17 protein-coding genes and 1 pseudogene are annotated in these 13869 nt (G+C 66.4%); 5 read left to right on the top strand and 13 right to left on the bottom strand.

What is annotated here, in order from left to right:
- Positions 1–17 precede the first annotated feature (17 nt).
- A complete protein-coding gene (locus ACHMWQ_RS00945) occupies positions 18–1052 on the top strand; it encodes an aspartate-semialdehyde dehydrogenase (protein WP_396306044.1) in 1035 nt (344 codons plus the stop codon).
- Between the two features lie 282 nt (positions 1053–1334).
- Here ACHMWQ_RS00945 and ACHMWQ_RS00940 read toward each other — a convergent pair whose 3' ends face one another.
- From ACHMWQ_RS00940 to pdxY, 3 genes are all read right to left on the bottom strand, one after another.
- Positions 1335–1997, bottom strand: a complete 663-nt coding sequence (locus tag ACHMWQ_RS00940) for a carbonic anhydrase (RefSeq protein WP_354553788.1) — start codon at positions 1995–1997, stop codon at positions 1335–1337.
- 120 nt (positions 1998–2117) lie between these two features.
- A complete protein-coding gene (locus ACHMWQ_RS00935; protein WP_396306043.1) occupies positions 2118–2840 on the bottom strand; it encodes a DUF429 domain-containing protein in 723 nt (240 codons plus the stop codon).
- Positions 2837–3706, bottom strand: a complete 870-nt coding sequence (pdxY, locus tag ACHMWQ_RS00930; RefSeq protein WP_396306042.1) for a pyridoxal kinase — start codon at positions 3704–3706, stop codon at positions 2837–2839. Before pdxY ends, ACHMWQ_RS00935 begins: the two co-directional genes overlap by 4 nt.
- Before the next feature lie 115 nt (positions 3707–3821).
- On the opposite strand from pdxY, the gene ACHMWQ_RS00925 reads away from it, so the two are divergent.
- Positions 3822–4697: an HpcH/HpaI aldolase/citrate lyase family protein gene (locus ACHMWQ_RS00925; protein ID WP_396306041.1), complete on the top strand. Its 876-nt coding sequence runs from the start codon at positions 3822–3824 to the stop codon at positions 4695–4697.
- A gap of 438 nt (positions 4698–5135) precedes the next feature.
- On the opposite strand, the gene leuD is transcribed toward ACHMWQ_RS00925, so the two are convergent.
- From leuD to ACHMWQ_RS00910, 3 genes are all read right to left on the bottom strand, one after another.
- On the bottom strand, positions 5136–5741 hold the full coding sequence (gene leuD, locus ACHMWQ_RS00920; RefSeq protein ID WP_266331425.1) for a 3-isopropylmalate dehydratase small subunit: 606 nt from the start codon (positions 5739–5741) through the stop codon (positions 5136–5138).
- A 97-nt stretch (positions 5742–5838) separates the two neighbouring features.
- Positions 5839–6252 (bottom strand): metallopeptidase family protein, encoded by a 414-nt coding sequence (locus ACHMWQ_RS00915; RefSeq protein WP_354553784.1) that lies wholly within the window; start codon positions 6250–6252, stop codon positions 5839–5841.
- Positions 6253–6346: 94 nt separating this feature from the next.
- Positions 6347–6826, bottom strand: a complete 480-nt coding sequence (locus ACHMWQ_RS00910) for a GNAT family N-acetyltransferase (RefSeq protein WP_354553783.1) — start codon at positions 6824–6826, stop codon at positions 6347–6349.
- Between the two features lie 237 nt (positions 6827–7063).
- Between ACHMWQ_RS00910 and ACHMWQ_RS00905 the strand changes: the two genes are divergently transcribed.
- Both ACHMWQ_RS00905 and ACHMWQ_RS00900 read left to right on the top strand, forming a co-directional pair.
- Positions 7064–7513 (top strand): hypothetical protein, encoded by a 450-nt coding sequence (locus ACHMWQ_RS00905; RefSeq protein ID WP_396306040.1) that lies wholly within the window; start codon positions 7064–7066, stop codon positions 7511–7513.
- Positions 7514–7655: 142 nt separating this feature from the next.
- Complete coding sequence (locus ACHMWQ_RS00900; RefSeq protein ID WP_354553781.1) at positions 7656–7958, top strand: hypothetical protein; 303 nt, start codon at positions 7656–7658, stop codon at positions 7956–7958.
- A gap of 75 nt (positions 7959–8033) precedes the next feature.
- Here ACHMWQ_RS00900 and leuC read toward each other — a convergent pair whose 3' ends face one another.
- From leuC to ACHMWQ_RS00875, 5 genes and pseudogenes are all read right to left on the bottom strand, one after another.
- Positions 8034–9452, bottom strand: a complete 1419-nt coding sequence (gene leuC / locus ACHMWQ_RS00895) for a 3-isopropylmalate dehydratase large subunit (protein WP_396306039.1) — start codon at positions 9450–9452, stop codon at positions 8034–8036.
- A 64-nt stretch (positions 9453–9516) separates the two neighbouring features.
- Complete coding sequence (locus ACHMWQ_RS00890; protein WP_018183301.1) at positions 9517–9651, bottom strand: hypothetical protein; 135 nt, start codon at positions 9649–9651, stop codon at positions 9517–9519.
- A 57-nt stretch (positions 9652–9708) separates the two neighbouring features.
- Positions 9709–10521 carry a class I SAM-dependent methyltransferase gene (locus tag ACHMWQ_RS00885; RefSeq protein ID WP_396306038.1) on the bottom strand — a complete coding sequence of 271 codons (813 nt, stop codon included), beginning with the start codon at positions 10519–10521 and terminating at the stop codon, positions 9709–9711.
- Between the two features lie 78 nt (positions 10522–10599).
- A pseudogene (gene rplS / locus ACHMWQ_RS00880) lies at positions 10600–10974 on the bottom strand (50S ribosomal protein L19); the annotation flags it as partial.
- A 174-nt stretch (positions 10975–11148) separates the two neighbouring features.
- On the bottom strand, positions 11149–11622 hold the full coding sequence (locus tag ACHMWQ_RS00875; protein WP_396306037.1) for an MAPEG family protein: 474 nt from the start codon (positions 11620–11622) through the stop codon (positions 11149–11151).
- A 138-nt stretch (positions 11623–11760) separates the two neighbouring features.
- Between ACHMWQ_RS00875 and ACHMWQ_RS00870 the strand changes: the two genes are divergently transcribed.
- Positions 11761–12453 carry a TetR/AcrR family transcriptional regulator gene (locus ACHMWQ_RS00870; protein ID WP_396306036.1) on the top strand — a complete coding sequence of 231 codons (693 nt, stop codon included), beginning with the start codon at positions 11761–11763 and terminating at the stop codon, positions 12451–12453.
- A gap of 2 nt (positions 12454–12455) precedes the next feature.
- On the opposite strand, the gene trmD is transcribed toward ACHMWQ_RS00870, so the two are convergent.
- Complete coding sequence (gene trmD, locus ACHMWQ_RS00865; RefSeq protein WP_396306035.1) at positions 12456–13199, bottom strand: tRNA (guanosine(37)-N1)-methyltransferase TrmD; 744 nt, start codon at positions 13197–13199, stop codon at positions 12456–12458.
- Positions 13196–13747 (bottom strand): ribosome maturation factor RimM, encoded by a 552-nt coding sequence (gene rimM, locus ACHMWQ_RS00860; protein WP_396306034.1) that lies wholly within the window; start codon positions 13745–13747, stop codon positions 13196–13198. The genes trmD and rimM overlap by 4 nt, the downstream gene beginning before the upstream one ends.
- Positions 13748–13869 lie beyond the last annotated feature (122 nt).

Here is a 13869-nt window from a genome sequence, read left to right as displayed (position 1 = left end):
AAGGAGCAGGACAAAACATGGGTTACAAGGTCGCGATCGTCGGCGCCACGGGCAATGTGGGCCGCGAAATTCTTTCGATCCTCGACGAGCGCGGCTTCCCGGCCGATGAAGTCGTGGCGCTCGCCTCCCGCCGCAGCCAGGGCACCGAGGTCTCCTTCGGCGACCGCGTGCTGAAGGTGAAGCCGCTCGACCAGTATGATTTCTCCGACACCGACATCTGCCTGATGTCGGCCGGCGGCGCGATCTCCAAGGAATGGGCGCCGAAGATCGGCGCGCAGGGCTGCGTCGTCATCGATAACTCCTCGGCCTGGCGCTATGACGCGCAGGTGCCGCTGATCGTGCCGGAAGTGAACGCCGATGCGATCGTCGGCTTCTCCAAGCTCAACATCATCGCCAACCCGAACTGCTCGACCGCGCAGCTCGTCGTCGCGCTGAAGCCGCTGCACGACATCGCCACGATCAAGCGCGTCGTCGTCTCGACCTACCAGTCGGTGTCGGGCGCCGGCAAGGAAGGCATGGACGAGCTGTTCACGCAGACCCGCGCCGTCTTCGTCAACGATCCCGTCGAATCGACCAAGTTCACCAAGCGCATCGCCTTCAACCTCATCCCTCACATCGACGTCTTCATGGAAGACGGCTACACGAAGGAAGAGTGGAAGGTGATGGCCGAGACGAAGAAGATCCTCGACCCGAAGATCAAGCTGACCTGCACCGCCGTGCGCGTGCCGGTGTTCGTCTCGCACTCCGAATCCGTCAACATCGAGTTCGAGAAGCCGATCACCGCCGACGAGGCGCGCGACATCCTGCGCGAGGCGCCCGGCTGCCTGGTCATCGATAATCCGGAAGAAGAGCAGTACATCACGCCCTATGAGGCGACCGGCGAGGACGCGACCTACATCTCGCGCATCCGCGAAGACGCGACCGTCGAGAACGGCCTCAACATGTGGGTCGTCTCCGACAATCTGCGCAAGGGCGCCGCGCTCAACGCCGTGCAGATCGCCGAAGTGCTGGTCAACCGCAAGCTGATCACGCCGAAGAAGAAGGCCGCCTGAGACTCCTAGGCTCCAAATGACAAAAGGCGCGGCCGTGAGGCTGCGCCTTTTTTGTTGGATTGCCGATGGTCTCGCTCCGCCATCATCCTGAGGTGCTTCGCGTCCGCGAAGCCTCGAAGGAGGATCCAGCCGGCGCCCAGGCTTGTCGTCCTATCCGGGCGATGCCATGTCGTGACGTCGACCGGGTGTTTCCTGGACCCTCCTTCGAGGCCCGGCTTTGCCGGGCACCTCAGGATGAGGGTCGAGTTTGGAACAACCCGCGGGAAGCGAGCGCCCGCTACCCTAAGCCTCGATCTCGTCGGGAACCGTGAAGCGGCCGGTTTCCTTGTCGAGCAGATAGAGTTCGCCGGTCGAGATATCGAACCAGGCGCCGTGCAGCTCCAGCTCGTCGATCTCTTCCAGGCTCTTGATCCACGGGAAGGTGCGCAGATTCTCGATCGTCTGGCGGATCGAAGCAAACTCCATCGCGCGCTGGCGGTCGGTGGTCTCGACCGGATCGTCGCAGATCAGCGCCTCGGCCGGCTTCAGCAGCGAAGTCCACTTGCTGATGTAATCGTTGGATCCCTGCAGTTCCGGCGCGTCGCGCTCGGCCATGTAGGCGGTGATGCCGCCGCAGCGGCCATGGCCCATGACGACGAGGTTGCGGACCTTGAGGCCCATTACGCCGAACTCGATCGCCGCCGACGTGCCGTGATGCTCGCCATCCGGGGTGAAGGGCGGCACCAAGGCGGCGACATTGCGGACGACGAAGAGCTCGCCGGGTGCGGCGTCGAAGATCGTCTCCGGGGCGGCGCGGCTGTCGCTGCAGCCGAGGATCATGGTGCGCGGGCGCTGGCCGGTTTCCGCCAGAACCTTGTAGCGCGAGCTTTCCTGCGGCAGGCGCTGATCGCGAAAGGTCGCATAGCCGCGCAGCAGCCGGGACGGGAATTCATGGGCCTTGGCCATCGGGTGGTGCTCCAAAGGGGGGCCTGAGACGGCATCATGCAGTGCAGCATGATCGTAGCGTTCCAATAAACGGCTTTGACGTATGGGTCGAGAGGGTTTGCACGCTGCGAACGCGTCTGTCTACGCCCAGATCGCGATCCGCAGCCCCTTTGAATCGCGCGCCGGTTCGGCCGGAAAACTCTCGCCCTCGCCGCGATAGAGGCGCCGTGCGATGAGGGCATTCGCCGCCGCGTCGAGCAGGTCGTCGGCCGCCGCGCCGCGCGGCGGGTTGGCGAGATGCCGGGCCTCGTAGCCATGGCGGAGGAGCAGGTCGAGGCGCTGGTCGAGGCCAGCCGGATTCGGGCGGCTCTTGACCTTCTTCGGCAGCGACATCGCCGCTTCGCCGTTCAGCCGCCAGAAGGCGAGTTCCGGATGCACCTCGTAGACGCGCGTCTCCAGCGCCGGCGTCATCAGCGCGTCGATCTCGCGCATCTTGGGGAAGATGTGGAAGCACTGCTTCGAGACCATGCGGGGCGGATCGGATGCTGCGGCGGCGACCGCGCAGGCCTCGCGATAATCCTCGGTCATCACGGCGCTGCGGCACGGGACCGAGAAGACGGAACTCTGCCGCTCGCCCAGCCGATTTCGCACCAGCCGCTCGGGCCCGCGTCCTTCCAGCCCGATGAAATCCGGCAGGCCGATCGGCATGTCGACCGCGAGAATAGCGTTCTCGGCCGCCTCGATCAGGTCGGCGAAGCGCGAAACGATCCAGATCTCGGGCTCGATCGGGCCTTCAGGAGAAATCGAAACGGCGATCCAGCCGCTAGGGCAGCCGTCAATGCCGACGACCCGCGTCCCGCTCACGGGATGATCCGCACCGGCGTGCGCGGCGAAAGCAGGCGATCCTGGATGGCGGCGAGCGGCAGTTCGTTGCTGCCGAGGCTGGCCGCCGCGTCGATCGCATCGGCGACGGCGGCGGTGGCGAGACGCAACGCCTCCGCGTCGCCCGCGCCCTCGACCAGATGGGCCAGGAACAGGGCGGCGAACAGGTCGCCGGTGCCGTTCGGCACGCGGCCGCCGATCGCGGCGTGGCTGGCGCGGATGGTGTCGTGGCCCTCGCCGTTGCGCGATAGCAGCAGCGTGGTGATCTCGCCTTCCGTGCCGGCGGCCGAGGTCACGGCGATGCGCGGCGTCGAGAGCGTGGTGGCGGCGGCATGCAGCGCTTCGGCGGGAAGCGCGAGGTTGCCGGTCAGGAAGCCCAGCTCGGTCGGGTTCGGCGTCAGGATGTCGGCGCGCGGCACGAGATGGTCGCGGATGGCGCTCGCGGTCGCCTCCGGCACATAGAGGATGCCGGCGTCGCCCATCACGGGATCGCAGAGATAGAGCGCGTCGGGCCGCGCCGCCTTCACCGCGTCGACCAGCCGGGCGACGGCAGCCGGCTGGCTGGCCGCGCCCATATAGCCGGTCAGGATCGCGCCGATCTCGCCAAGCCAGGGTGCGCGGATCAGGTCGTCGATCAGCGCCTCGAAGGCCGCTTCATCCGGCACGATGCGGCTCGACCGGCCATGGCCCGGATGCCAGGGCAGCGTCACCGTCTGCACCGACCAGACCGGATGGCCGAAGCGCTCCAGCGCGAAGGCGGCGCCGCGACCGCCGACGGCGCCGCGCACGACGGTCGAGGAGATCACGAGGATGGCGGGCTTGGCGACGAGTTCGGTCGGGACGGTCATGGCGCATGCTTCCTGCGGCGCCGGCGGCTTGGCCGGCGGTGCGAAACTAGCCGATTCGGTTCCGCTTAGCTGCTCTCCTGCCTATGCTGCGCTCGACGCAACCCAGGAAGCCCCCATGAAGCCGATCCGTCCGCGCCGCTCCGCCCTCTATGTGCCGGGCTCCAATCTCCGCGCCATGGCCAAGGCGCCGACGCTCGGCGCCGATGTCGTGATCTTCGATCTCGAGGACGCCGTGGCGCCATCGGAGAAAGACGCGGCCCGCTCGCATGTCGTCGAGGCGGTCGGCGCGCTGCGGCAGGCGGGCACCCAGGCCGAGATCGTCGTGCGCGCCAACGGGCTCGACACGCCCTGGATCGAGGCCGACCTAGCGGCTATCGGTGCGGCGCTGCCGGACGCGCTGCTGCTGCCGAAGATTTCGCGGGCCAGCGACCTCGCCCGGGTGCGCGCGATGATCGCCGCAGACATGGCGCTACCGCTCTGGGCGATGGTCGAAACCCCCCGCGCGGTTCTGGGTCCGCTAGAGATCGCCGAGGCGCAGGATGATCGCCTGCCGCTCACCGTGCTCGTGCTGGGCCTGAACGACCTCGCCCGCGAGACGGGCACGCTGCAGCTACCCGGCCGCGCGCCGATGCTGCCCTGGATGATGAATGCGCTGGCGGCGGCGCGGGTGGCAGGGATCGAGATCCTCGACGGTGTCCACAACGACATCGCCGACACGGAGGGCTTTGCGGCCGAGTGCCTGCAGGCGCGGCAATGCGGCTTCGACGGCAAGACGGTGATCCACCCGGCCCAGATCGCCGGCGCTAACGCCGCCTTCGCCCCGGACGCCGAGGAACTGGCCTGGGCGAACCGCATCGCCTTCGTGTTCGACGCGGCGGAGAACGCGGACAAGGGCGTGGTGCGCGTCGAGGGCCGCATGGTCGAGCGCCTGCACGCCGACATGGCCAAGCGCCTGCTGGCCCGGGCCGTGGCGATCGCCGCGCGGGGGTAGGGGACGACGGCGAGGGTGGGGACCGTGCCTTGTCCGGATGGATATGGCATGGGAGCCGGTCCGGAGAGCCCGTAAACCCTCACCCGCCGGCCTTCGGCCGTCGACCTCTCCCTCAGGGAGAGGTGAAGGGCGCCGGGCGGTTGCCACGCTCGTCATCCAACGCGGGCTCGCCGCTCCCCCGCGCTCGCCGTCATCCTCGTGAAAGCGAGGATCCATGCAGCCACGTTCCCTGCCCAGCAAGCCTCCCAGTGCCGCTGGGTTCGTCGCCTCGCGAACCTCCCGATGCCTCGGCTGAATCGATCCCGGTTCGGGGGCCGGGATGACGGCGAGGTGGGCAGTCCTTGTCCGGATCGGCCGGGTGAGCAGCCTAGGGGGCGCCCAAACAAAAAAGGCGCCGGAAATGCTTCCGGCGCCTGTCGAATGCTAGGAAAAAACCGATCAGGCCCAGGGGCGGACGGCTTCGGTGGTCTTCTCGAAGGCTTCGATGTTCGGCGCCTTGACCATGGTCAGGCCGATATCGTCGAGACCGCTCAGCAGCTTTTCCTTGCGGGCCGGGTCGATGTCGAAATGCACGGAGCCACCGTCCGGGCCGCGGATTTCCTGCGCTTCGAGGTCGACCGTCAGACGCGCGTTCTCGCCGCGATTGGCGTCGTCGAACAGCTTGTCGAGGTCTTCCTTGGAGACGCGGATCGGCAGGATCCCGTTGTTGAAGCAGTTATTGTAGAAAATGTCGGCGAACGACGTCGAGATCACGCAGCGGATGCCGTAGTCGAGCAAAGCCCAGGGCGCATGCTCGCGCGACGAGCCGCAGCCGAAATTGTCGCCGGCGACGAGGATCGTGGCATGGCGGTAGGCCGGCTTGTTGAGGACGAACGTCTCGTTCTCGCTGCCATCGTCGTTGAAGCGCATTTCGGCGAACAGGCCCTTGCCGAGCCCAGTGCGCTTGATCGTCTTAAGATAGTCCTTCGGAATGATCATGTCGGTATCGATGTTGATCAGCGGCAGCGGGGCCGCGACGCCGGTCATCGTCGTGAATTTTTCCATGGTGATCATTCCCAATTTGCCGTTCAGACGGCGGTAGATGCGCTGAAAACCGGCCAAGGTCAAGACTTTCGGCGATTTGGCGACGTTTCGCGACGCCTTAGCCGGCCGCTTCCTCGATCGCTTCCATGTCGGCGTCGGAGAGGCCGAAATGATGGCCGATCTCGTGGATCAGGACATGGCTGACGATCGCGCCCAGCGTTTCGTCATGCTCGGCCCAGTAGTCGAGGATCGGGCGGCGATAGAGCCAGACGCGGTTCGGCAGCATGCCGGTATATTCCGTGGCCGAGGCATGGGCGAGGCCGACGCCCTGGAACAGCCCGAGCAGGTCGAATTCGGATTCGATGCCCAGCGCGTCGAGCGCCTCGTCATCGGGAAAATCGTCGACGCGGATCTCGATCTCGCCGGACAGGCTGCGGAATTCGTCCGGCAGGCTTTCGAGCGCCGCCTGGCCGAGGGCCAGAAAATCATCGAGCGAGGGCGCCTTGAGGGCGTCGAGGTCGAGCTTTGCCATGATGCAGGTCGGATCCGGCTGGTGGGGTGGAAGGCTGCCGGCGACAGGCAGCCCGCGGCCGCCTGATATGGGGCCGGGTTCCGGATTTCGCCAGTCAGGCGGCCGGACCGCGCTCGATGCGGACGATGAAGCTCTCGAGCCGCGCCTTCTTGCCGAGCGTCTCCGCAAAGGTGGTGCGCATTGAGGAACCCTCCGGCACCATCCAACGCAGCGACAGCCAGTCGCGCGAGCGGCCCTTGCGGGCCAGCGCCTCGACCAGGGCGCGGGCAATGCCGCGGCCGCGCGATTCGTGGATGACGAACAGGTCCTCCAATTGGCCGACGCGCATGCCGGACATGGCGTCCGGCAGGTCGCAGAACACGGCGAAGCCGACCAGCACGCCGTCGAGGCGGGCGCCCAGGATTTCTGCCGTGCGGTCGCGCAGCAGGGTCTCGGCATAATAGAGGTCGGGGTGGCGCGGCGCGCCGCGTTTCATGTCCTGGACATAGGCGGCGAGCAGCGGCGCGAACTCCAGCGCATCATCGATGGTGAGCGCGGCGGTTTCGAAGCGGGTCGAGAGAGGCAGCGTTTCCATGATTCCGTATCAACCAGGTCCGGTTGCCACTGGCGGCGCCCGGACTGTTTCCCATTTCATAGCAATGTCGCATCGGTTTCCACGATGCAATCTTGAATGTGTCGGAACCCCTGCGGCCGGTTGAACCCGCGCCGCGCTGAATAAACGGCCGGGCTCGCCCGTTGAAACTGCATCCACAGCACGGCACGCCGGGATCGTGGTGGGGCGGCGATGTCGTGGTTTTCAGGAGTAAGGGTGATGGTGAAACATACACTGGTCTCCGCCGCGGTCGCGCTTGTCCTTTCCCTGGGTATGGTCGGTGCGACGACAGGGGATGCTTTGGCGCAGCATCGCGGTGGTCATGGCGGCTATATGTGGCCGCGCGGTGGCTGGCACGGCGGTGGCGGAGGATGGCATGGCGGCGGGGGCGGCTGGCACGGTGGTGGTTGGCATGGCGGCGGCTGGCACGGCGGCGGGTGGAACGGCGGGTGCTGGAACTGCGGCTGGAATGGCGGCTGGGGTTGGGGCTGGGGACCGGCCTTCGGGCTCGGGCTTGGCCTCGGCTACGGCGCCGGCGTCTGGGACAATGGCGCGACCCGTGTCTGCCGGCCGGTGGTCCGCAATGTGCGGGTGCACACCTCCCATGGCTGGCGCTGGCGCAGCGTCGTGGTCGGCCGGCGCTGCTTCTGGGTCGACAATGGCTGGTAAGGCCCGCTGACTGTCGTCCGTTTAGCAAATAATGATCCTGAACCATGGCTGAACATGCATCTCAGCCGTGGTTCATGCATTGAGGCCCTTGATAGACGCAGCAGGCCGGTTTTCGGCCTGGACGTCACCAAGGGAGTTTTCGATGCTGAAGAAAACCATCATTGCCGTTGCTACCACGCTGGTCCTCGCGACCGGCTCGCTGGCTGTGTCGACCGGCGGCGCGCTCGCCTGGCATCGCGGCGAACCGCACCACAGCCGTCAGGACAATCGCGGCTGGGACAACGGTCCGCGCGGCGGCCATGGCTGGCACAAGGGCAAGCGCGTCTGCCGCCCGATTGTGAAGCAGCGCAAGGTCTGGCGTCACGGCCGCATGGAATGGCGCAAGGTCGTTGTCGGCGAGCGTTGCTTCTACCAGCAGCGCGGCCATGGCGGCCCGCGCTGGTAACAGCCGGCTAGAATGAAGAAGGGGCCCGGACGTCGCCGTCCGGGCCCCTTTTCTATTGTCTGCTGTCGCGGCGGCTCAGCGCCAGCTGCGGATGTCGACGAAGTGGCCGGCGATCGCGGCGGCGGCGGCCATGGCGGGCGACACCAGATGGGTGCGGCCCTTGAAGCCCTGGCGACCCTCGAAATTGCGGTTCGAGGTCGAGGCGCAGCGCTCATGCGGCTTCAGCCGGTCGTCGTTCATGGCCAGGCACATCGAGCAACCCGGCTCACGCCATTCGAAGCCGGCGGCCTTGAACAGCACGTCCAGGCCCTCGGCCTCCGCCTGCTCCTTGACCAGGCCGGAACCCGGCACGACCATCGCGTTGACGCCCTCGCGCACCGTCTGGCCGCGGATCATCGCGGCGGCGGCGCGCAGATCCTCGATCCGGCCATTGGTGCAGGAGCCGATGAAGATGCGCTCGACCGGGATGTCGACCATGCGGGTGCCGGGCTTCAGGCCCATATATTCGAGCGCGCGCCACTTCGACTTGCGCTTGTTCTCGTCGGCGATCTCGTCCGGGTTCGGCACGACGCCGGCGATCGAGACGACGTCCTCGGGCGAGGAGCCCCAGGTGACGATCGGCGGCAGGCTGGCGGCGTCGAGGCGCAGCTCGGTATCGAAATGCGCGCCGGGGTCCGACTTGAGCGTTTCCCAGTAGCGCAGAGCCTGTTCCCAGGTTTCGCCGGTCGGCGCCTTGGGACGACCCTTGATGTAGTCATAGGTCGTCTGGTCGGGCGCGATGAGGCCGGCGCGGGCGCCGCCTTCGATCGACATGTTGCAGACCGTCATGCGGCCTTCCATCGACAAGGCGCGGATCGCCTCGCCAGCATATTCGATCACATGGCCGGTGCCGCCGGCCGTGCCGATCTCGCCGATGATGGCCAGCACGATATCCTTGGCCGAAACGCCTTCCGGCGCCACGCCATCGACCGTGACCAGCATGTTCTTGGCCTTGGTCTGGATCAGCGTCTGGGTGGCGAGCACATGCTCGACCTCCGACGTGCCGATGCCATGCGCCAGCGCGCCGAAGGCGCCATGCGTCGAGGTGTGGCTGTCGCCGCAGACGATGGTCATGCCGGGCAGGGTGAAGCCCTGCTCGGGGCCGACGATGTGGACGACGCCCTGGCGGCGGTCGAGCTCGGAATAATATTCGACGCCGAACTCGGCCGCGTTCTCGGCGAGCGTCGCGACCTGCAGCGCCGATTCCGGGTTCTCGATGCCATGCGTGCGGTCGGTCGTCGGCACGTTGTGGTCGACGACGGCGAGCGTCTTCTTCGGCTGGTGAACCTTGCGGCCGGCCATGCGCAGGCCTTCGAAGGCCTGCGGGCTCGTCACTTCGTGCACGAGGTGGCGGTCGATATAGAGGATGGTGTTGCCGTCGTCGTTCTTCTCGACGACGTGGTAGTCCCAGATCTTGTCGTAGAGAGTGCGGGGATTGCCGTTCGACGTGGTCATGACGTCTTCTTCCTGAAGGATAAATTGCTTGCGCGAGGGTCGATCGTTCGGGGCCACTGCCCCGTCAAAGTCGATCGGAACCGCGATCCTCGGTTGCCAGCAGACGGGCGAAAAACCGCCAGGGAAGCCGCGCATGATCCGTCAGCGCCGCGAATTCGGCGGTCGTCGGCTGATGGATGCGGGCGAAGGGGCTGTTCATAGCGGTTCTAAATAGCAGTCAATTGCCAGAACGACAATTCGGATCATGGCCCATCGGTCAGCGTTTCGTCGCCCCAAGCGACAGGGCGAGCGGCATGCGCGGAATGCCGGCGGGCAACTGGAACATGCGGCTCCCGGCATCGACCATCATCGGAAACAGTTTGAAAGGCAACACTTCGTGCTCGCGCAGGAAGTCGAGCTGCATTCCGGCCCGGAGCAGGGCGTCGATCACGTCCGAGGTGCCGCGCATCCACTCATAGGTGAAGTCGGTGACCAGCGGCGTCTCGTCCCCCGTATAGGTCGTGGGGGAATCGAAGCGCTGCGGCTTTTCGCGCGCGGAGCGCCAGTCGTAATGAGGCCGGATCACGCCGTCGATTTCCTCGTGCGTCGCGATGGCGGGGCTGCTGTCGGCGAAATAGAGCCGCCCGCCCGGCTTCAGCGTGCCGGCAATCGCCTTCGCCCAGGCGCGGATGTCGTCGAGCCAGGTGATCGTGCCCCAGCTGGTGAAGACCATGTCGAAATCCGTGCCGAGAAGGTCCGGCGCGTCATAGACTTCGCCCTCGACGAAATCGGCTTGAACCCCGGAGCGCGCCGAAAGCGCGCGCGCCTTGGCGATCGCCTGCGGCGAGAAGTCGAGCCCGGTGGCGATGGCGCCGCGGCGGGCGAGGCAGAGCGTGTCGATGCCGATATGGCACTGGAAATGCGCCAGCTTCAGGCCGGAAACGGCGCCAATCTCGGCGGATTCGATGGGATAGAGCACGTCCTCGCCGGCAAGAAAGCGGTCAATCGCATAGAAGCCGGTCCGGTCCTGCGCATGGATCTCGGCGCGCTCGTCCCAATTGGCGCGGTTGCTCTGCTTGAAGCGATCCATGGTCCTCTCCCAACAAAAAAGGCGGGTCGCTGGGACCCGCCTTCGCAATTCTGGAAGCCGAAGGGCTTAAGCCTTCGCCTTCTCCTTGCGGGGCTCGGTCCGCTCGACGATACGAGCCGACTTACCGCGACGATCGCGCAGGTAGTAAAGCTTCGCGCGGCGAACCTTGCCGCGGCGGACGACTTCGATGCCGGCGATCAGCGGCGAGTAGACCGGGAAAACGCGCTCGACGCCTTCGCCATAGGAAATCTTGCGGACGGTGAAGCTCTCCGAGAGGCCGCCGCCGGAACGGGCGATGCAGACGCCTTCATAGGCCTGAACGCGCGAACGGGTGCCTTCGACAACCTTCACGTTGACCTTGACGGTGTCGCCGGGCTGGAACTCGGGAACCGCACGCATGGCGGCGACGATTTCGAGCTGCTCTTTCTCGAGCTGTTCGATGATATTGACCATAGTCTCAACTCCTGCCGATGCGGCCCTTTTCGGACCGCTAGCGTTTCGGTGCGCTGTTTTCAGTTATTGTTCCTTAGCCGTTGAAGGCTTTGGATGGCGCGCGTGTACAGGAAGCGGAGCGGAAAGTCCAGCCTTTGGCCGGCCGGCGGATCGCCTGCGCGGCAAGCCGTCCGGCTAGGCCGCATGCAGCAGCGCCGAGAACAGCGTGCTGCCTGCCATGTAGATCAGGATCAGCGAGCCGGGCGTCCAGAGCAGCGAGCGCAGGTCGTGTGTGCGGGCCGTCAGATAGGCGACGAAGTGCAAGGCCCGCGTCACCACATAGCCGTAGAACAGCCATTGGGCCAGCCACAGCGACGGCGACGTCAGGATCCAGAGGAATCCGGCCACCAGGAAATAGGGAAAGCTCTCGAGGTCATTGAGTTGGATCCGGCGCGCCCGCTCGACGCGCGGATTGGGCTCGAGCTGGCCCGGGTGCGGATTGGGATTGGCGAGAGTTTTCTTCAGATCCTCGGGCGACCGAAAGCCGCCATTCTCCCGGATCATCCGGAAGACCACCAGCCAGGACATGGCCGCCGCCTTCAGGATGAGAAGCGTCGCCGCGATCACATAGGTCGCGAACAGCGGGTTGTCGAAGCTCAGCTTGTCCATTGCCAGTCTCCACCGTGCGGCGAGCGCGCGCCCATATGTCTACGACTACAATTCAATTTTTAGACCGTTGTTCGAAAAAGTCAAATGGAGGATATTTTACAGAATTGAATTCGAAGGCCAGTACGGAGGGTGACGAGGGTGGCGGATGACGCGGGCGAAGCGAACGGCGCCGACAAGACGGCGGCGCGGGCCGCACGGCGCGAGCGCAAGCGGGACCAGTCGCGCGAGGAGATCCTGCAAGCCGCCCGTCGCGTCCTGTTCCGGCACGGCATTGGCGCGATGACGCTCGACGCGGTGGCGAACGAGGTCGGGATGTCGAAGACCGGGCTCTATTATTACTTCCCGTCCAAGGACGCTCTGGTTTTCGAACTGGTGCATGGCGTGATCGAAGCGCAGGCGAAGGCCGTGCAGCAGGGGGTCTCGCGGGCGTCCGATGGCGGCGGCGCGCTGCGGGCGATCATCGGGGAGACAGTGACCGCCTTCGCCCCTCGCCTGGATGATTTCCGGCTCGCCTTCCTGTTCGGGCAGGTCGCCGGCGCCGGCGCGCTCACCTGGGATCGCGACCAGTTCGAACGCATCCGTCCGCTGAATGACCTGCTGTTCGCGAAAGCAACCGAGATGCTGGTGGCAGAACGGGGCGAGCGCGATCCGCGCGCGGCCGTCGAACCGCGCCTGTTGGCGTTCCTCGCCTATCTCTCGGCGATCGGCCTGCTGACGATGAAGGGCATGGTCGAGCCGATGGACGATCCGCTGATCTATTCGGACGAGCAACTCGTCGAAGGTCTTGCGCGGGTGTTCGAGGCCGCCGCCGCTCCCGGCGGCGACTGCTGAGGTCAGCTCTTGTCGAGCAGGTCGGGTCGGCGCTCGGCCGTGATGCGCTCGGATTGCTGGCGCCGCCATCTGGCGATCGCGGCGTGGTCGCCGGAAAGCAGCACGTCGGGAATGGAGCGGCCTTCCCATTCGCGCGGGCGGGTGTAGTGCGGATATTCCAGCAGGCCGCCCTCGAAGCTTTCCTCGGTGCCGGATTCTGCCCCGCCCATCACGCCCGGCAGCAGGCGGACGATGGCATCCAGCAGCACCATGGCGCCGAGCTCTCCGCCCGACAGCACGTAGTCGCCGATCGAGACTTCCTCGAGCTGGCGCGCCTCGATGACGCGCTCGTCGACGCCCTCGAACCGGCCGCACAGGATCAGCGCGCCGGGACCGGCGGCGAGCTCGCGCACGCGCGCCTGGTCGAGCGGCTTGCCGCGCGGGCTCATCAGCAGGCGAGGGCGGGGGTCGTCGGCCGGTGCCGCGGCATCGAGCGCGCGCGCCACCACATCGGCGCGCATCACCATGCCCGGGCCGCCGCCAGCCGGCGTGTCGTCGACATTGCGGTGCTTGGTCGTGGCGGAATCGCGGATGTTGACCGCGTCGAGCGACCACTTGCCCTCGGCCATCGCCTTGCCGGAGAGCGATTGCCCGAGCGGGCCCGGGAACATTTCGGGGTAGAGGGTCAAAATAGTGGCGCGCCAGCGACCGGCTGGGTCGGGTGTCGCGGTAGCCGCGCCGGGCGCGTCTGCGAACGAATCGCTCACGCCTCGGCCTCGGCCTCGCCGTCCTCCGGGCGCGCTTCGGTCTCGGGCGGCGGCACAACGACGGCGCGCCCGGCCTTGATGTCGACCGTCGGCACAATGGCGCGGGTAAAGGGCAGGTAGAAGGTCTTGCCGCCCGCGGCCGGCTCGATCTCGATCAGGTCGCCAGCGCCGAAATTCTGCACCGAGACGATCTTGCCATAGGCGCTGCCATCGGTGAGTTCGAGCGCCAGATCGATCAGGTCGGCGTGGTAGAAATCGTCTTCTTCCTCGAGTTCCGGCAAGGCGGCGCGCTCGACGAACAGCTTTCGGTTGCGCAAGGTCTCGGCGCCATTGCGATCCGAGATGCCCTTGATGCGGGCGACGACGCCATCACCCTGCATGCGGACGGAATCGATCTCGACGACGCGGCCGTCATCGAGGGTGAACGGGCCGTAATCGGCGATGCCGAGCGGCTCCTCAGTATAGGAATTGATCTTGATCTCGCCGCGGATGCCGTGGGCGGCACCGAATTGGCCGAGGAGAACCTGGTCTGGGTCCGGAGCGGGCATCGGCGAGTCTTTCTGTCAGCGGTCATGGCCGGATAGGGGCCTGCATGGGAGTGCAGGCGGCCCGATCCCGGTCGAATACGCACCTCGGGCGGGCAGGACGTCCGGCGGGCCGTCATCGGACG

Origin of the sequence: Kaistia sp. UC242_56 (genome assembly GCF_044452255.1) — a bacterium.
Taxonomy (GTDB): Bacteria; Pseudomonadota; Alphaproteobacteria; order Rhizobiales; family Kaistiaceae; genus Kaistia; species Kaistia defluvii_A.
The sequence above is the reverse complement of the archived record's forward strand: the minus strand, read 5'-3'. Positions and strand labels throughout refer to the sequence as shown.